Annotated in this window: 6 protein-coding genes; 4 read left to right on the plus strand and 2 right to left on the minus strand. The window is 77.2% G+C overall.

Annotated elements, in window-relative coordinates:
• The first annotated feature begins 52 nt into the window (after positions 1-52).
• From AB0H83_RS25655 to AB0H83_RS25670, 4 genes are all read left to right on the plus strand, one after another.
• Positions 53-2,701 carry a LuxR C-terminal-related transcriptional regulator gene (locus tag AB0H83_RS25655; protein ID WP_360098629.1) on the plus strand — a complete coding sequence of 883 codons (2,649 nt, stop codon included), beginning with the start codon at positions 53-55 and terminating at the stop codon, positions 2,699-2,701.
• Positions 2,698-4,944 (plus strand): helix-turn-helix transcriptional regulator, encoded by a 2,247-nt coding sequence (locus AB0H83_RS25660; RefSeq protein WP_360098631.1) that lies wholly within the window; start codon positions 2,698-2,700, stop codon positions 4,942-4,944. Before AB0H83_RS25655 ends, AB0H83_RS25660 begins: the two co-directional genes overlap by 4 nt.
• Complete coding sequence (locus tag AB0H83_RS25665) at positions 4,938-7,766, plus strand: LuxR C-terminal-related transcriptional regulator (RefSeq protein ID WP_360098633.1); 2,829 nt, start codon at positions 4,938-4,940, stop codon at positions 7,764-7,766. The genes AB0H83_RS25660 and AB0H83_RS25665 overlap by 7 nt, the downstream gene beginning before the upstream one ends.
• A 567-nt stretch (positions 7,767-8,333) precedes the next feature.
• A complete protein-coding gene (locus tag AB0H83_RS25670; RefSeq protein WP_360098635.1) occupies positions 8,334-9,017 on the plus strand; it encodes a LuxR C-terminal-related transcriptional regulator in 684 nt (227 codons plus the stop codon).
• 205 nt (positions 9,018-9,222) lie between these two features.
• On the opposite strand, the gene AB0H83_RS25675 is transcribed toward AB0H83_RS25670, so the two are convergent.
• Positions 9,223-19,044: a type I polyketide synthase gene (locus tag AB0H83_RS25675; RefSeq protein WP_360098637.1), complete on the minus strand. Its 9,822-nt coding sequence runs from the start codon at positions 19,042-19,044 to the stop codon at positions 9,223-9,225.
• 68 nt (positions 19,045-19,112) lie between these two features.
• The gene (locus AB0H83_RS25680) at positions 19,113-19,325 is read right to left on the minus strand and encodes an MbtH family NRPS accessory protein (RefSeq protein ID WP_360098639.1); all 213 of its coding nucleotides are present in this window, start codon (positions 19,323-19,325) and stop codon (positions 19,113-19,115) included.
• Positions 19,326-19,338: the final 13 nt, after the last annotated feature.

Raw genomic sequence — 19,338 nt, forward strand, 5'->3', positions numbered from 1 at the left:
ACCGGACGGACCGACCGGCACCTCACACCGACCGCACCGATGGGACACCGTCATGACACCGCAGCCCGCCGAGCCGGACCGCGGCGCCGGCACCGCGCCGGCGCGCGGCGGTCCGCCGGTGCTGCCGGACGTCGGGGCGGCCGCCGTGGTGATGGTCACCGGCGCGCCCGGCACGGGCAAGACCAGCCTGGTGCGGGCACCCGCCGGGCCCGGCGTGACGGTGCTGTCCGCGACCTGCACGGAGGCCGGCGCCGCGGTGGAGTTCGCCGCGGCGCGGCAGCTGCTGCCGGCGCAGCCGCGGGCGGGGACCCATCCGGCACCGGCCGACGGCGGCCACCGCACGGTGCTGGACCTGTACCGGCGCGCACTCGGCCTGCTGCAGTTCGGCCCGGTGCGGCTCGTCCTGGACGACGCCCACTGGTGCGACACGGCGACCCTGCGCTGGCTGCACTACCTGCTGCGGCGCTGCACCAGCCGGCCGCTGCAGGTGGTCCTCGCCGTTACGCCCCGCGAGCATCCCGCCCTCGACCCGCTGTTCGCCGACATCCTGGGCGGCCCGCGGCACACGGTGCTCGACCTCGACGCGCCCGAGCACGCCGGCGCCGAGCCGCGCACCGGCCGGCTGCGCCGCTTCCTGAGCCGCCAGCCGAACCTGCTGCGGGTCGCCGTGGCCACCGCCGTGCTGCAGCAGCACGACGCCGAGCTCGTCGGCGCGCTCGCCGGGCTGCCGCCCCAGCTGACCGTCGCCCGCCTGGCGACGCTGCGCAACACCGGGGTCCTCACCGGCGACCCGGACCGGCCGGTCCCGCCGGCCGTCGCCGTGGAGCTGTTCGGCCTGCTCGCCGCCGACGAGCTGCAGCGGCTGCGGCGGCGGGCGGTGTCCATGCTCAACGACGCCGACGCGCCTGTGCGGCGCATCGCCGACGTGCTGGTGGACCTCGACGACCTCGACGAGCCCTGGATGCTGGAGCGGCTGCGGGAGGCGGCCGAGCTGGCCTACCAGCACGACGCGCCCGCCGCGGTGCGCATCTGGACCCGGCTGCTGGCCGCCCAGCCGCAGTCGCCCGACGCCGCGGTCGACGTGGCGTTCGGGCTGCTCAACGTCGATCCGGCGGCCGCGCTGGGGCACGCCCGGCAGGCGTTGCCGCGCACCACCGACGCCCGCACGAAGGCGCGGGCCGTGGTCTGCCTGGGCCTCGCCGCGCTCGTCACCGGGCGCGAACCGACCGCGCCGTACCTGCTGCACGACGCCATGGAGACGCTGCGCCGCGCCGCCGGGAGCACCCCGACACTGCGGGACCGCATCCGGCTCGCGACGGTCGAGTCGACGCTGGCCGCCAACGCCGTCATCGGCGGCGCCACCTACCACACCGTGCGCTCCCGGATCGGCGACGCGCCCGCCGCCGTCGCCGACGCCTCCTCCAGCCGCCGGATGCTGGCCGTGCACGCGCTCGCCACCGCCTACGAGGGCGTCGACGCCGAGCGGGCGACCCGGTACGCCCGGCTCGTGCTGGACCGGCCGGTGACCGGCGACAGCTGGGCGCCGCTGATGGCGACCCGGGTGCTGCTGATGGCCGACGACACCGCCGGAGCCCTGGCCGCGGCGAGCCGGCTCGCCGCGCACCACCGCGACCGCGGGGAGCCCTGCGCCGAGGCGGTCGCCCGGGCGACCTGGGCGCGCGTACTGCTGGAGGTCGGCGACCTCGAGGCCGCCTGGGCGGAGGCGACGGCGGCGCTGCGGCTGGCCGGCGACGGCGAGTGGGGCGCCGCCACCTGGTCCGCGCAGACGATCATCTCGCTGATCGACAGTTCGCAGGCCCGGGTCCTCGCCGCCGAGGCGGGCCTGGAGGCGATGCAGGAGCGGACCTCCGACATGCCGCTGTGGGAGCAGGTGCAGGCGGTCGGGGCAGGGGCGCTCGCCGCGTACTGGGGCCAGGACCACGACCGGGCGCTGCAGCGGCTGCGGGTCTGCGGGCAGGTCATCGACGACGCCGGGGTGTGCAGCCCGGCGTTCAGCAGCTGGTGGCTGGACGAGATCGTCCTGCTGGCGGTGCGCGGCCGGCGGCAGGAGGCGCATCTGCGGCTCGAGCAGGCGGAGGAGCGGTGCCGGCGGTGGCAGACGCCGCGGACGACCGGCATGGCGCTGCTGGCCCGCGCCGCGCTCACCGAGGACGGCGCCAAGATCGAGCTGCTTTTCGGCGCGCTCGCCGAGCTGGAGCGCTCCCCCGCCCCGCTGCACCAGGTGAAGGCGCAGCTGATGCTCGGCCGGACGCTGACCGTCCTGGGCGACCGCACCGCCGCCCGCCGGCACCTGCGCGACGGCATGGTGCTGTCCAGCCGGCTCGGGTACACGATGCTGGCCGCGCACTGCCGCAACGTGCTCAGCTCCGCCGGCGGGCGCACCGGCACGCAGCTCGCCGCGTGCGGTGAGCTGTCCAGCAGTGAGAAGGCCGTCGCGTCCCTGGCCGCCGGCGGCGCGACCAACCGGCAGATCGCCGAGGAGCTGTTCATCTCCATGCGGACCGTCGAGTTTCACCTCACCAACGTCTACCGGCGGCTCGGCATCCGCCGCAGGGACGCCCTGGCCGGCATCGTGGAGCCGATGCCGCTGTCGCGCCGGGGCACCGCCGCGGCGCGGCCGGCCGGTCCCGCGCCGGGAACCGGCCCGCTGGCCGGGCCCGCCGGTGGGGGCGCGTCGTGACCGCACCGGCCCGCCCCGCCACCGCGAACGCCGCCGCGCTGTGGCGCTCCGCGCTCGCCACCGCAGGCCGGGGCACGTTGGACGCGCACACCGGGGCGCTCATCGCCGCCGCCGCGGCCGGCGACCCGGCGGTGCTGCTCGCCGCGGCCGCGCAGGGCGACCCGGCGGTGCTGCTGGCCGCGGTGCGCCGCTGCGGCGCGCACGTGGACCTCGACCGGCTCAACGCCGCCTGCCGCGAGGTGCGCCGCGACCGGATCGCCGAGCGGCTGGCCCACCTGTCCGGCCCGCAGCTGCGGTGGTTGCGGGTCCGGGCGCTGCTCGGGCCGGGGGTGCCGGAGCGCCTCGCGGCCAGGCTCACGCACGGCCTGCCCGGCTGCCCCGGGCTCGACCCAGCCGACCCGCTCGTCGCCGAGGTGGCGCTCGCCGCGATGGACGGCGCCGAGCGGGCAGCGCTGCGCCGGGACACCGCCGGGGCCGCGAACGACCGAGGGCTGCCACCGGCGCTCGTGGGCCGGCTGCTGTGCGCGACCGAGCCTGGCTGGCCCGGCTGGGCGCTGAACGCGCTGCTGGCCGCCGCTGCCTCCGCCGGCACCGGACGGCGCTGGGAGGCGGCGGTGACGCTGTACGAACGGGCGCTGTGCGAATCGATGGCCGACGACCTGCGGCTGGCGACCCAGCTGGCCCTCGGCGACGCCCAGCTGGGCTGCGCGCCGGAGGCCGCCGACCGCACCTACCGCGCGGTGCTGCGCGACGCGCCGGACGGCGAGACGGCCGGGGCGCGGACGGCGGCCGCGGGCAGGCTGCTGATCCGTGGCGCCGACGACGCCGCGCGGCGGGAACTGGCCGCCGCCTACCACCGGGCGGCCGGGCCGGCGCGACCGCAGGCCGCCACCGCCGCCGAGCGGGCCGCGCTGGCGGCGCTGTACTGGCTGGCGTCCGACCGGTCCGGGGTCCCGCCCGAGCTGACCTGCGACCGGGTGCCCGCGCCCAGCGGCGCCGCCGGCGACCCCGCGGGGCGGGGGGTCATCGCGTGGCGGGAGGCGGTGGCGGGCGAGGACCTGGATGCGGCCCGCCGGCACGCCCTCGCCGCGCTGGACCCACCGGCCGGTGCCGTGGTGCCGCTGCCGGTGCAGGTGGCGGCGGCGCGCACCCTGACGCTCACGGAGGACTTCGCGGCGGCGGAGCGGCAGCTGGACGGGCTCGTCGAGGCGTCCCGCGGGGCCGGCGGCGCCGCGGCCGGGGCGCTGGTCGCCCGCGCCGAGCTGTGCCTGCGCACCGGCCGCCTCGACGACGCCGAGCGCGACCTGCACGACCTGCGCCAGTGTCTGCCGGAGCAGTCCTGGCACCCCAGCATCCTGCCCCGGCTGCGGGCGCTGCAGCTCATGCAGCTGCTGGCCACGGGCCGGCGGCGCAAGGTGCGCGCGGTGCTGGACGCGCCGCTGCCGCCGGGCAGTGACCAGGGCGTCGCCTGGGCGCACCTGCTGTACGCCCGGGCGCTGGCCGAGGCCGCCGACGGTCAGGTCGACACGGCCGTGCGGATGCTGCACGAGTGCGGCCGCCGGTGCCTGGCCGCCGGGCACCGCAACCCGGCCCTGCTGCCGTGGCGGTCGCAGGCCGCGCTGCTGGAGCACGGGCGCGGCCGCGACACCGAGGCGGCGCTGCTGCTGCGGGCGGAGCGGCTGGCCGCCGAGCGGTGGGGAACCGGCGGCGCCGTCGCCCTCACCGAGCTGCGGGCGGCGCTGCTGCACGCTGAGGCGGTGAACCGGGCGGACCGGGCGGTGGTGGCGCTCTGGGCGGCGATGCGCGGCAGCTGGTCGGCGGAGACGCTGCTGACGCTGGAGCGGGCGGCGGCCGAGCTGCGCGGTTCGCCGGCGGCGGACGCGGCCATGCGCGCCGCCGGGCGCATCGGACCCGGCAACGGTTGGAGCGTCCGGGCCGGCGGCCGGGGTATCGCCCCGGCCGGGAGGAGCGCCGCGGTGCGCCGCCACGCCGCCCGCCCCGCCGAGGCGCGCGCCGCGCAGCCGGGCGGGGACGCGGGCACCTTGTCCGCGGCCCAGTTGAGGGTCGCCGAGCTGGCGGCGAACGGGCTGCCGAACGCGGCCATCGCCGAGATCCTGGGCATCACCAGGCGCACCGTCGAGCTGCATCTGAGCAACGCGTACCGCAGACTCGGGATCGTCGGCAGATCGGAACTTTCCGATGTGCTGAGTGGCGCGGCTGGGGAACACTCTGCGGTGTGCTGATCGAGCGGGAGCATGAACGGGACCTCTGCCAGGCCGCACTGACCCGCCTCCGCGGCGGGCACGGCGGTGTCCTGGCGGTCGCCGGCAGCCTGGGGTCGGGCAGGTCGGCGCTGCTGCGGCTGGTGGCGGACCTGGCCGCCGACGGCGGGGTGCCGGTGGTCGGGGCCGCGGCGATCCGCGCCGAGCGGGACCTGCCGCGGAGCCTGGCGGCACGGCTGTGGCGGGACATCCGCGGGTCGGCCGCCGCGCGCGCCGGCATGCTGCTGGTCACCATCGACGACCTGCAGTGGGCTGACGACGCGAGCCTGGCCTGGCTCGCCCGGCTCGAGCGGCACGCCACCCGGGCGGGCGGGGTGGCGGTGCTGGTGGCGTTCGCGGTTCTGGAGGGCGACGCGGGCGGCGACCGGCCCGCGGTCCGGGCCGCGCTGGGCCGCGCCGACCGGACGCTGCGGCCGGCGCCGCTGTCGCCGGCCGGTGTCGAGCGGCTGCTGCCCCAGGTGGGCCGGGCCGCGGCGGCCCGCTGTCACCGGCTCAGCGGCGGCAGTCCGTGGCTGGCGCGCGCGCTCGCGGCGGATGCCGCCGGGTGGCCGGCGTCCGCCGCCGTCGAACCGCCGGACGTCACCCGCCGCGCGTACGAGCCGCTGCTGCGCAGGGTCACCGCCGCGGTCACCGCACTGCCCGCCGCGCAGTGCGCGTTCCTGCTGCACGGGGTGCTGCTCGGCGCCGGCACGGACCCCGGCCTCGTCGGCCGGCTCGTCGGCCTCGACGACGTCGACACCCGCACCGCCGCCCGCGCGCTGCGGGCGCTGGGGCTGCACGGCGCGCCCGAGCCGCAGCCGTTGATGGACGCGCTGGTGCGGCACGTCTTCGGCAGCACCATCTGCCCGGAGTCGTTCGCGGTCGGTCACGGGCACGCGGCGGAGGCGCTGTACCGGGCCGGCGCGCCCGACGAGCGCGTCGCGGCGCACCTGGAGCAGGCGGTCGTGCTGGACCCGTACGCGGCGGGCGTGCTTTCCGGCGCCGCGGCGGCCGCGCTCGCCCGCCACGACGTGGGCACCGCGGTGCGGTATCTGCGGGTGGCGCTGCGCGGTCTGCCGCCGGGTGACCCGCAACGGGCCGCGGTCCTCGTCGACCTCGCCGTCGCCGAGCGGTGCGGCAACCCGTCGACGCTGGTGCGCCGCGTGCTGCAGGCGCTGCCGGCGCTGCCCGGCGACGACGCGCGGGCCGCCGCCCTGGCCCGGATCCCGCCGATGGCGCTGCTGGCCGGCGCGGACCCCGCCGTCGAGGCGATCGACGGCGTCCTGCGGCGGCTGGCGCCCGGACCCGACGGCGCCCCGCCCGCCGAGCCCGGCGGTGCCCCGCCCGCCGAGCCCGGCGGATCCGGGGAGCCGCTCGCCGCCCGGGACCGCGAGGCGCCGCCGGTGGGCGTCGAGGCGCTGGCGGTGGGCGTCGAGGCGCTGGCGGTGGGCGTCGAGGCGCCGCCGGTGGGCGTGGAGGCGCTGGTGTTGCGGCTGGAGGCGCGTCGGATGATCGCGGGCTGGCAGGACCCGTCGGTGCTGGCCACCGCGACGGCCCGCCTGCGCGGCAGGATGATGCGGCCACGCACCCCGGCCGAGCGGGAGCTGGCGGCGGTGCTGCTGTTCTGCGCGACCATGTCGGCGGAGCTGTCCGCGCCCGAGCTGGCGCCCCTCGCCCGGCTGCTGTTCGAACATCTGCCGGCCGACCACGACACGCTCGCCTCGGTCGCGCCGCTGCTGGTCGCCAGCGCCGTCGCCATCGAGCGGGTGCCGGCGCTGCAGCAGTGGCTCGCGGAGGCGCGCCGGGCCGCCGACGCCGCGCCGTGCCGTCGGGTAGCGGCGCAGGTCCATGTGCAGCTGGCCTTCCAGCAGCTGCACACCGGGCAGCCCGGGGCGGCGGCGGTCAGTGCCGCGAACGCGCTCGCCGTGCTGCCCGACGGCCTCGGCGAGGACGGGATCAGCGTCGCGATGCTGTCGGCGGTCGCCGCCGTGGTGCCGGACGACCGGCTGCGGCAGCGGGCGGCGGCGCTGTGCCGCCCGGAACGGACGACCGCCGAGACGGGCGTCCTGCCGATGGTGAGCAACCTGTTGTACGGGGCGATGCGGTACAACGCCGATCCGCACGCGGCGCTCGTCGCGCTGACCGAGTGCGAGCAGCAGCTGGCCACCCACGGCTGGCGCAACCGGGCGCTCTTTCCCACCGGCACGATGATCGCGCCGCTGCTGCACCGGCTCGGGCGGCCTGCGGAGGCCGTGGACCACATCGCCGAGGAGTGCCGGCTGGTGGCCGCCTGGGGCTCGCCGGCGGCCACCGGCCGGGCCCTGCGGGTCTGGGGCGAGCTCAGCCACGGCCGGCAGGCGCTGCGCCTGCTCGACGACGCCGTCGACGTGCTGGAGCACTCCGCCAACGAGCTGGAGCTGGCCCGTGCGCTGCTGGCCCGGGGAACCAGGCTGCTGGCGACGGGGCGGCGCGGCGCCGGCGAGGACCTGCGCCGCGGCGGGCAGCTGGCCGCCGCGGCCGGGTTCTCTTGGCTGGCGGAGCCGGCCACCGTGGCCCTCGAGGCGCACCACGAGCAGCTGGCACCCGGGATCAGTTCCTTCACCCCGGCCGAGCGGACCGTCACGGACCTGGTCACGGCGGGTCTGACGAACCAGGCCGTCGCCGCGCGGCTGGGCATCTCCCAGCGGGCCGTGGAGAAACACCTGACCAGTTGCTACCGGAAACTGGGCGTCGCGAATAGGTCCGCACTAAAGGCCGTACTCAGCCAGGTAGTAACCAAAATGTCCGATCTAGCCGTAGAATAGGCTCGTTCGCCTCCAAACAAGGGCGGATATCACGGCACGTGATAGCGGTGCCACCGAAAGCATTCATCGGCACGCTTCCGCGCCCCGCCGATCGGCACACACGCTCAAGTCAATGCTCAAATTTTTCGCAAGATCGACGCCCGCCTCTATGGCTTACCCGGCGGTCGCATCTCGGACAGATCGCGACTTCGGTCAGGATTCCGTTGCGTTCGGCGCCCATCCCGACCCTCCGGGACGGTCAGCCACTCATCCAGGCCTATGTTGACCTGCGTAAATCCGTCGTCAACGGCACACCTACGGAAACCTTGGCCACCCAGCGTCCCCGTCCGGCCACGCCGCGCTGTGCACTACGGTCCACCACACCGAACTAGGCGCACACCTACCACAGTCTTTACTGCCCGATTTGCTCGCGTTGACGCTCGCGGAAAGCCGTGCAAGGCTCCCGATGCGAGTTCAAATTTGGAGCATTTGGGAGACGTGTCGATGCTTCTTGTCGGTAACTTGAAGGCAGACGTTCGAGACGCAACTCAGACCGACCCGCTCCAGAGGCAAAACAGGAGTGAAACATTGCCGGAACAAGGCTGCGCGTTTTCGCAGCAGTATCCGGCGCTCGTCGGCGCGAGCGAATACGGCGAGCTGTTTCTGTCCATTGTCGAAAGGACCGGGGTCGGCCTCGCCGTCCTGAATCCACAACTGCGCATCCAGCAGACGAACGAGGCGCTCCTGGAGCACTGCGGCCAGCCGCGCTTCGACCTGCACGGATTCGACTTCTCCGAATTGCTGCACCCGAGTGTGCGCCAGCACATGCGCCGCCAGTTCGAGCGGCTCCTCACCGGTCGCAGCGGTCGTTTCGTCGAGCATCTCGCCGCGCTCTGGGCAACCCGTACGGCCTTCACCGGTTCGCTCACCGGAATGGCCGTGCAGGGCGACGCCGGGCAGCTGAAGACAATCGTCGTCCTGGTCGCGCCGGACAAGGGCGAGGACGATCGGCGGGTGCTCATCAGCCCGAACAAGATCTTGACGGAAATCAATGCAAAGATCCTCGAGGGAGTGGCCACCGGTGTCCCCACCGTGCAACTGGCCGCGAAGCTGTACCTGAGCCGGCAGGGAATCGAGTACCACGTCAGCAACATGCTGCGGCAGTTCAAGGTGCCGAACCGGGCGGCGCTGGTGTCGAAGGCCTACTCGATGGGCCTCTTCGGGGTCGGCTCGTGGCCGCCCAAGGTGCTCAGCGAATACGTGCGGCGTTGAAGGCGGCACAGCACGGGGCGACCGGACGGCCGGGGCGGATCCTCCGCCCCGGCCGTTCGCGTGTGTGCGCCGTCCACTGAGGACGCCCGGCGGCCGCACGCGGGGTGCCGCCGCCGTCCACTGAGGACGCCCGGCCGCCGCACGCGGGATGCCGCCGCCGGACGCCCGACCGCTGACCTTCGCCAGGCCCGGCGGCGACCTGCGGTCAGGTCAGCCCGAGTTCGCGGTCGATCAGGTCGAACATCTGCTCGTCGTCGGCGTCGTCCAGCCCGTCCCCCGGCCCGTCCCCGGCCGGCCCGTCGTCCCAGCGGCGCAGCAGGTTGCGCAGCCGGTCGGCGACCTGCCGCCGGGTGCCGGGGTCGACGTCGCCGTCGGGCAGCGCCGCCGCGAGCGCGTCCAGCGCCGCCAGCGGGCCGTCTCCGGCGTCCGGGACGAGCGCCGTGTTGAGGTGCCGGGCGAGCGCGGCCGGCGTCGGGTGGTCGAACACCACCGTCACCGGCAGGCGCAGCCCCGTCACGGCGGTGAGCTTGTTGCGCAGGTCGACCGCGGTGAGCGAGTCGAAGCCGAGCTCACGGAACGGCCGCGACGCGGACACCGCGTCCGGGGTCGCGTGCCCGAGCGTCCCCGCGGCGTGGCTGCGGACCAGGTGCACCAGCTCCCGCTGCCGCTCATCGGCGGCCAGGCCGAGCAGCCGCCGGGCCGGCTCCGGCCGCTGCGCACCGGGCTCCTGCCCGCCGGCGGCCGTGGGACCGGCGGAGGCGGCCTCGGGCAGCTCGTCGAGCAGCGGGCGGTGCCGGGCCATCGAGTACAGGGTGCCGAACCGGGGCCAGTCGACCCGGGCCACGACCAGCGCGGCCTCGCCGTGCTCGACCGCGTCCCGCAGCGCGGCGACCGCGTGCCGCGGGTCCATGCCGAGGATGCCGTGCCCAGCCAGCCGCGCGGACTCGCCCGCGTCGACCATGCCGCCGGCCTCCCAGGCGCCCCAGGCGATGCACGTCGCGGCCTGGCCGCGGTGGCGCCGGTGCCGGGCCAGCGCCTCGAGGTAGGCGTTGCCGGCCGCGTACGCCGCCTGGCCGAGGTTGCCCCAGACGCCGGCGCCGGAGGAGAACATGACGAACGCGTCGAGCGGGACCGCCGCCAGCAGCGCGTCCAGGTGCATCGCCCCGGCGGCCTTGCCGCGCAGGACCGCGGCCATGTCCGCCAGGTCGGTGCCGGTCAGGGGCCGCTCGTCACCGGGTACCCCGGCCGCGTGCACCACCGCGGTGAGCGGCGCACCCGCCGGCACGTCCGCCAGCAGCCGGCGCACCGCCTCGCGGTCGCCGACGTCGCAGGCCACCACGGTCGCCTCCGCGCCGAGCGCGGCGAGCTCCGCGACCAGGTCCGCGGCGCCCGGCGCGGCCATCCCGCGCCGGCTGGTCAGCACCAGCCGGGTCGCGCCGGCGCGGGCCAGCCAGCGGGCCACGTGCCCGCCGAGCGACCCGGTGCCGCCGGTCACCAGCACCGTGCCGTGCGGGCGCCACGGCCGGCGCGGGCCGTCGGCGAGCGGGGCCCGCACCAGCCGCCGGCCGAAGATCCCGTCGGCACGAATCGCGACCTGGTCCTCGTCGCCGATGCCGGCCAGCACCGCGCACAGCCGGGCGGCCGCGGCGGCGTCCATCGTGGACGGCAGGTCGACCAGGCCGCCCCAGCCCGCGGGGTCGTCAAGACCGGCGACGATGCCCATACCCCACACCTGTGCCTGGGCCGGCCGGTGCAGCAGGTCGCCGGCGCCGACGCAGACCGCCCCGCCGGTCGCGCACCACAGCTTCGCGCCGACGCCCTCGTCGTGCAGCGCCTGCACCAGCCCGACGTTGCCGGCCAGGCCCGCGGGCAGCTCCGGCACCGTGCCGTGCGGCGCCTCGTCCCAGGCCAGCAGCGACAGCACCCCGTCGACCGGCCGGCCGGTCAGCGGGCGCAGCCGCTCGGCGATCCTGCCCCGGTCGGCCTCGCCCGCCGGCAGCCGCAGCAGCTCGGCTCGGGCGCCGTGCGCGGCGAGCGCGGGCAGGACCGCGTCGGCCGGGCCATCGAGGGTGCCCCCGGCCGGCTCGTCACCGGCCGCCACGACCAGCCAGCGGCCGGTGAGCGCGACCCCGGCGGGCTCGGCGAGCGCGGCCCACCGCACCGCGTACCGCAGCTCGTCGACGGCGGCCCGCACCGACGACTCCTCGTGCCAGGTCCGCAGCGCCGGCAGGACGGCGGCGAGCGCGGCCGGATCCGCCGCCGTCGCAACGGCCAGGCCGGCGACGTCGCCGCGCCGGACCGCGGCCCAGAACCGCTCGTCGGCGGGCGCGGCGGCCGCCGCGGTGGCCGTGGCCGGCGCCTCGAGCCAGAGCCGGCGCCGCTGGTAGGCGTACGTCGGCAGGTCCACGACCGTGCGGCCGGTGCCGAGCAGCGGCGTGAAGTCCACCGCGCAGCCACGCACGTACAGCTCCGCGACGGAGCGGGCGAAGCGGTCGGGCCCGCCGTCGCCGCGGCGCAGCGACCCGGCCACCACGTAGGCGCCGTCGGTGCCCGCGTCGGCGGTCTCCTGGATCGGCACGGTGAGCACCGGGTGCGGGCTGCACTCGACGAACGCCCGGTAGCCGTCCTCGACGAGCCGCTGCACGCACTCGGCGAAGCGGACCGGCTCGCGCAGGTTGCGGTACCAGTAGCCGGCGTCCAGCTGCGGACCGGCGAGCCACTCGCCGGTCGCGGTCGACAGCATCGGCACCGTGCCGGGGACCCCGCGGACCGGGGCGAGCGCCGCCAGCAGCCGCCCCTCGATCGGCTCGACCTGCGCCGAGTGCGACGCGTAGTCGACCTCGACGAGCCGGGCCCGGACCCCGTCGGCGGCGCAGCCGGCCACGAACCGGTGCACGGCCTCGACGTCGCCGGCGACGACCACCGCCGTCGGCGCGTTGACCACGGCGACGCTGATCCCGCCCGTGCCGGCCGCGGCGCCGGCGGCGATGCGGTCCCGCACGGCGGCGACGGGCAGCGCGACCGACGCCATCGCTCCCCCGCCGGCGAGCGCGACGATCGCCTTGCTGCGCTCCGCGACGACCCGGGCGGCGTCGGGCAGGCTGAGCATCCCGGCCACGCAGGCGGCGGCGATCTCGCCCTGGGAGTGGCCGACGACGGCGTCGGGGCGCACGCCGTACGAGCGCCACAGCGCGGCGAGGGAGACCATCACCGCCCACGACGCGGGCTGCACGACGTCGACCCGGTCCAGGCCGGGCGCGCCGTCCTCGCCGCGCAGGACCGCGGTCAGCGACCAGTCCACGAATGGGGCCAGGGCCTCCTCGCACGCCCGCACCGAGGCGGCGAACACCGGCGCGGCGTCGAGCAGCCCGGCCGCCATCCCGGCCCACTGGGCGCCCTGGCCGGGGAAGACGAACACGACCCGGCCGTCGACGTCGGCCACGCCCTGCACCACGCCGCCCTGCGCGGCGGTCCCGGCGCCGGTGGCGAGCGCGGCGAGCCCTTCGACCACGTCGGCGCGGCCGCGGCCGAGGACGACGGCGCGGTGCGGCAGGGCGGCCCGCGTGGTGAGCAGCGACCATGCGACGTCGGCGAGGTCCGCCGCGGCGCCGTCCGCGTCGCCGGTACCGTGGTGCGCGCCGCCGATCAGCTCGCGCAACCGTCCGGCCTGGGCGGCGAGTGCCGTGGCGCCGTGCGCGGAGACCACGACCGGCACCGGCCCGTCGGCCACCGGCACGGCCGGCGGTGCCACGGCGGCCGGGGCGGATGCGGGCGGCTCCTCCAGGATCACGTGGGCGTTGGTGCCGCTGATGCCGAACGACGACACCCCGGCGCGGCGCGGCCGTCCGCCCGCCGGCCACGGCCGGGCGCGGTCCAGCAGCCGCACGGTGCCGGGCGACCAGTCGACGTGCGGCGACGGCTCGTCGGCGTGCAGGGTCCTGGGCAGCAGCCCGTGCTCCATCGCCAGCACCATCTTGATGACGCCACCGATGCCGGCCGCGGTCTGCGTGTGCCCCACGTTGGACTTGAGCGAGCCCAGCCACAGCGGCTCCGCCGGGTCGCGGCCGGCGCCGTACGTCGCGAGGAGCGCCTGCGCCTCGATCGGGTCGCCGAGCAGGGTGCCGGTGCCGTGCCCCTCGACCACGTCGACGTCGGCCGCGCCGAGGCCGGCGTCGGCGAGGGCGGTGCGGATCACCCGCTGCTGCGACGGCCCGTTGGGCGCGGTGAGGCCGTTGGAGGCGCCGTCCTGGTTGACCGCGGTCCCGCGCACGACGGCGAGGACCCGGTGCCCGTTGGTCCGGGCGTCGGACAGCCGCTCCAGCATCACCATGCCGGCGCCCTCGGCGAGGCCGAACCCGTCGGCGCCGGCCCCGAACGCCTTGCACCGCCCGTCGCGGGCGAGGCCGCGCTGGCGGCTGAAGCCGACGAACTGCGCCGGGGTCGACATCACCATCGCCGCACCGGCCAGGGCCAGGTCGCACTCGCCGCGGCGCAGCGACTCCACCGCCAGGTGCAGCGCGACCAGCGACGAGGAGCACGCGGTGTCGACGGTGACCGCCGGGCCCTCCAGCCCGAGCACGTAGCTGACCCGGCCCGACGCGACGCTGGACGCGCCGCCGGTGACGAGGTACCCCTCCAGGCCCTCGGTGCCTTCGCCGCCGGCCTGCAGCCGGGAGCCGTACGCCTGGTCGGCCATGCCGACGAAGACCCCGGTCCGGCTGTTGCGCAGCGACGTCGGGGCGATCCGGGCATGTTCGGTGGCGTCCCGGGCGACCTCGAGCAGCAGCCGCTGCTGCGGGTCCATGGCGACCGCCTCGCGGGGGCTGATGCCGAACGCCTCGGGGTCGAAGTCGGCGGCGTCGTAGAGGAAGCCGCCGTGCCGCACGTACGTGGTGCCGGCGTGGTCGGGGTCCGGGTCGTAGAGGCCGGTGAGGTCCCAGCCCCGGTCGGCAGGCATCGCCCCGACGGCGTCGACCTCGCCGGCGACGACCCGCCACAGGTCCTGCGGGCTGCGCACCCCGCCCGGGTACCGGCAGCCGATGCCGACGATGACGACCGGGTCGTCCCGGTCGACGACGGCAACGGGCCCCGCGGCCGGCCCTGTGGCCGGCGCTGCGGAGGCCGCGTCGCCGAACAGCTCGGCGCGCAGGAACCGGGCCAGGTGCGCGGGCGTCGGGTGGTCGAACACCGCCGTGGCGGGCAGGCGCAGGCCGGTCGCGGCGTTGAGCCCGTTGCGCAGCTCGACCGCGGACAGCGAGTCGAAGCCGAGCTCCATGAACGCCCGGGAGCTCTCGACGGTGGCCGGGGACGCGTGCCCGAGGACCCGGGCCACCTGGCCGCGGACGAGGTCGAGCAGGGCCCGGTCACGCTCGGCGGTGCCGAGCCCGGCCAGCCGGCGGGCGAGGTCGCCGCCGGCCGCTGCCCCGGCCGGGGCCGCGGGCTCGTCCCGCAGGCGGCGCAGCTGCGGCAGCGCGCTGATCAGCGGGCTGGGCCGGGCGCTGCCGAAGACGGCGGCGAAGCGTTCCCAGTCGACGTCCGCGACGGCGACGGTGGTGTCGTCGTGGTCCAGCGCCTGCTGCAGGGCGTGCATGGCCGGCTCGGGGTCGATCAGCGGGACGCCGCGGCGGCGCAGCGTGTCGGCGAGAGAGTCGGCGATCATGCCGCCACCGGCCCACGGGCCCCACGCGATCGAGTGGGCGGCGACGCCGTCGGCGCGCAGCTGTTCGGCGAGGGCGTCGAGGTGGGCGTTCGCGGCCGCGTACGCGCCGTGGTCGCCGACGCCCCAGACGGCCGCGATCGAGGAGAAGTAGACGACGGCGTCGAGGGCGTCGCGGTCCAGCAGGGCGTCCAGGTGCAGCGCACCGGCGACCTTCCCGGCGGCGACGGCGGCCATCCCGTCGACGGTCAGGTCCGGCAGCGCGGCCAGGTCGGCGACGCCGGCGGTGTGCATGACGGCGGTGATCGGCTCGCCGCGGCCGGCGCAGCCGGCGACGAGCGCCGCGACGGCGTCGTGGTCGGCGACGTCGCAGGCGACCACCCTCGCCTCGGTGCCGGCGGCGGCGAGTTCGGCGACGAGGTCGGCCGCGCCGGGGGCCGCAGCGCCGCGGCGGCTGGTGAGCACCAGGCGGCGGGCGCCGGCCGCGGCGAGCCAGCGGGCCACGTGCCCGCCGAGCGCCCCGGTGCCGCCGGTGACCAGCACGGTCCCGGACGGCCGCCAGGTGCGGGCGGGTGCCGCGGTGCCGGTCCCGGCGGGCATCAGCCGCCGCCCGAAGACGGCGGTGGCGCGCACCGCGACCTGGTCCTCCCCCGCGAGCCCGCCGGCGCCGGCGAGCACCGCGCACAACCTGGCGCCCGCACGGTCGTCGAGGTCGCTGGCCGGCAGGTCGACAAGGCCGCCCCAGGTGCGCGGGTGCTCCAGGGCCGCGACCCGGCCGAGGCCCCAGGTCTGTGCCTGTGCCGGGGCGGCGGGCCGCTCGCCGTCGACAGCGACCGCGCCGCGGGTCACGCACCACAGCGGCGCGGTGACGCCGAGGTCGGCGAGGGCCTGCACGAGCAGCAGGTTGCCGGCCGCGCCGGCGGGCACGGCGGCGGGTGCCTCGTCGCCGGTGGCGAGCAGCGACAGCACCCCGGCGACGGGGCCGGTCAGCGACCCGCGCAGCAGGCCGGCGAGGGCCGGGCGGTCGGTGCCGGGCAGGTCCACGGCGAGGGTGCGCACGGTCGCACCGTGCGCGGCCAGCGCTGCCCCGACCGGCCCGGCGAGCGTCCCGGCGGTCCCGGTGTCCGGGTGGACCAGCAGCCACTCGCCGGTCAGGGTGGCGGCCGGCGGCTCGGGCAGGGCGTCCCAGCGGACCTTGTACCGCCACCCGTCGACCGTGCCGCGGACGGCCCGCTGCTCGTGCCAGGTGCGCAGGGCGGGCAGCACGGCGGAGACCGCGCCGGTGTCGGTGGCGAGGACCCCGGCGAGCCCGGCCGCGTCGCTGCGCTCGACGGCGGCCCAGAACTCGGCGTCGACGGTGCCGGCCGGTCCGGCGGCCGCGGGGTCCTCCAGCAGCGGCGCCTCGAGCCAGTACCGCTGCCGCTGGAAGGCGTAGGTGGGCAGGTCGACGGTGCGCCGGTCGGGGCCGAAGACGCCGGTCCAGTCGACGGCCGCGCCGTGCGCCCAGACGGCGCCCAGCGCGGTGAGGAACCGGTCCCGGCCGCCGTCGTCGCGGCGCAGGGTACCGGTGACGAACGCCTCGGCGGCGGCGTCCTCCAGCGTCTCCTGGATCCCGACGGTGAGCACCGGGTGGGCGCTGACCTCGATGAACGTCGTCACGCCCGCCTCGGCGAGGTCGCGGACGGCGCCGGCGAACTCGACGGTGTGGCGCAGGTTGCGGTACCAGTACTCGGCGTCGCCGACGGCCACCCCGTCGAGGTCGGCGCCGACCGTCGGGTGCATCGGCACGGTCGACGGCCGGGGCGCGACCGGGCCGAGGACTTCGAGGAGCCGGTCCCGGATCGCCTCCACCTGCACACCGTGGGAGGCGTAGTCGACGTCGATGCGCTTCGTCCGTACACCTGCCGCCGCACACACCGCGGTGAACTCATCGAGCGTGCCGGGCTCGCCGGAGACCACCACGGAGGTGGTGCCGTTGACCGCGGCGACGCCCAGCCGGCCGGCCCACGGGGCGAGCCGCCGCGCGGCGTCCTCGGCCGGCTCCGCCACCGACAGCATGCCGCCCTTGCCGGCCAGCGCCGACAGCGCCTGGCTGCGCAGCGTCACGACCCGGGCGGCGTCGTCGAGGGTGAGGACCCCGGCGACGTACGCGGCGGCGATCTCGCCCTGCGAGTGCCCGACGACGACGTCGGGTTCGACGCCGGCGGCCCGCCAGGCGGCGGCGAGGGCCACCATCACCGCGAACAGCACCGGCTGGACGACGTCGACCCGGCTGAGCGGGGCCGCGCCCGGCGCGCCGCGCAGGACCTCGGTCAGCGACCAGTCCACGTACGGGGCGAACGCCGCCTCGCACCCGGCGATCGACGCGGCGAACACCGGGTCGGTGTCGAGCAGGCGCACGGCCATGCCGGTCCACTGCGCGCCCTGGCCAGGGAACACGAACGCGACCTTGCCGCCGGGGCGGGCGACGGCGGCAGGCGCGGCACCGGCGGCGAGCTGCCGCAGCTGGGCGCGGACGCCGGCGTGGTCGGCGCCGACGACGGCGGTGCGGTGCGACAGCGCGGCGCGGGTGCTGGCCAGCGACCAGCCGACGGCGGCGAGGTCGAGCTCGGGGTGGTCGGCGAGGTACCCGGCGAGCCGGCCGGCCTGCGCCCGCAGCGCCGCGTCGCCGCGCCCCGAGACCACGATCGGCACCGGTCCCGGCGCGGACTCCACCAGGCCGGCTTCCTCCGGCTCCGGGGCCTCCAGGATCACGTGCGCGTTGGTGCCGGAGACGCCGAACGACGACACGGCGGCGCGGCGCGGGTGGCCGGTCCGCGGCCACGGGACCGCCTCGCGCAGCAGCTCGACCCGGCCGGCGGACCAGTCGACGTGGGTGGAGGGCGACGAGACGTGCAGGGTGCGCGGCAGCACGCCGTGCCGCATGGCGAGGATCATCTTGATCACGCCGCCGACGCCGGCGGCCGCCTGGGTGTGCCCGACGTTCGACTTCAGCGAGCCCAGCCACAGCGGGCCGGCGTCGCCGCGGTGCCGGCCGTAGGTGGCCAGCAGCGCCTGCGCCTCGATCGGGTCGCCGAGGGCCGTGCCGGTGCCGTGCGCCTCGACGGCGTCGACGTCGGCCGGCGACAGCCCGGCGTCGGCGAGCGCGGCGCGGATGACCCGCTGCTGCGACGGGCCGTTCGGCGCGGTCAGCCCGTTGGACGCGCCGTCCTGGTTGAGCGCGGAGCCGCGCACGACGGCGAGGATCCGGTGGCCGCGGGCCCGGGCGGTGGACAGCCGCTCCAGCACGAGCATGCCGGCGCCCTCACCCCAGCCGGTGCCGTCGGCGTCGTCGGAGAACGCCTTGCACCGCCCGTCGGGCGACAGCCCCCGCTTGCGGCTGAACTCCATGAGCACGCCCGGCGTCGACATGACGGTGACGCCGCCGACGAGCGCGAGCTCGCACTCGCCCCCGCGCAGCGCCCGGGTCGCCAGGTGCAGCGCGACGAGCGACGACGAGCAGGCGGTGTCGACGGTGACAGCCTGCCCCTCCAGGCCGAGGGTGTAGGCGACGCGGCCGGACGCGACGCTGGTCAGGCTGCCTGTCAGCAGGTAGCCGTGCATGCCGTCGGCGGGGCGGTGCAGCGCCGGGCCGTAGTGGGTGTAGGGCACGCCGACGTATACGCCGCCGGGCCGGCCGGCCATCGACAACGGGTCGATGCGGGCCGACTCCAGGGCCTCCCACGCCACCTCCAGCAGCAGCCGCTGCTGCGGGTCCATGCCGAGCGCCTCGCGCGGGCTGATGCCGAAGAACGCCGGGTCGAACTGGGCGGCGTCGTGCAGGAACGAGCCGTGCCGGGTGCAGCACTTCCCGACCGCGTCGGGGTCCGGGTCGTACAGGTCGGTCCGCCAGCCGCGGTCGGCCGGGAACGTCGTCACCGTGTCGGCGCCGGCCGCGACGAGCTGCCAGAGCGCCTCGGGGGTGTCGACGCCGCCCGCGTACCGGCAGCTCATGCCGACGATCACGACCGGGTCGCCGGCGTCGGAGGCGGCCGGGGCCGCCGGGCCCGGCTCGTCGAAGGACTCGCCGAGCAGCTCGGCGCGCAGGAACGCGGCGACGGCGGCCGGGGTCGGATAGTCGAACAGCAGGGTCGAGGGGATGCGGATCCCGGTGGCCGCGGCGAGCGCCTCCCGCAGCCGGGTGCCGATGGCCCGGTACACGCCGAGCTGCCGGAAGGCGAGCCCGGCGGCGACCGGTCCCGGCTTGCCGGTGGCGGCGACGACCGCGGCCCGGACCACGTCGAGCAGTATCCGGTCCCGGTCCGCGCCGGCCGCGGCGCGCAGCCGCGGGAGCAACGGGGGCTGGTCGTCGAGGGGACGCTCGGAGGCCATGGGCTGCACCGCCTTCGGTGAGGGGCCCGCGGCCCGGGGCGGGCCGCGGCGGATCGCTGGGGGGACGCTCAGAGGTTCTGGTGTTCCATGGCGCGGCGCAGGCTCAGCGGGCGCATGTCGGTCCACACCTCGTCGACGTGGGCGAGGCACTCGTCCTTCGTGCCGGCGAAGCCGGTCTCCCGCCAGCCGGCGGGGACGTCGCGGCCGTCGGGCCAGATCGAGTACTGCTCCTCGTCGTTGACCACCACGCTGTAGCGGCGGGTCTCGTCGTCGTCGGCCATGTCGGTGTCCTTC

The sequence above is a fragment of the Dactylosporangium sp. NPDC050688 genome, from assembly GCF_040654515.1.
In the GTDB taxonomy this organism is placed as follows: Bacteria; Actinomycetota; Actinomycetes; order Mycobacteriales; family Micromonosporaceae; genus Dactylosporangium.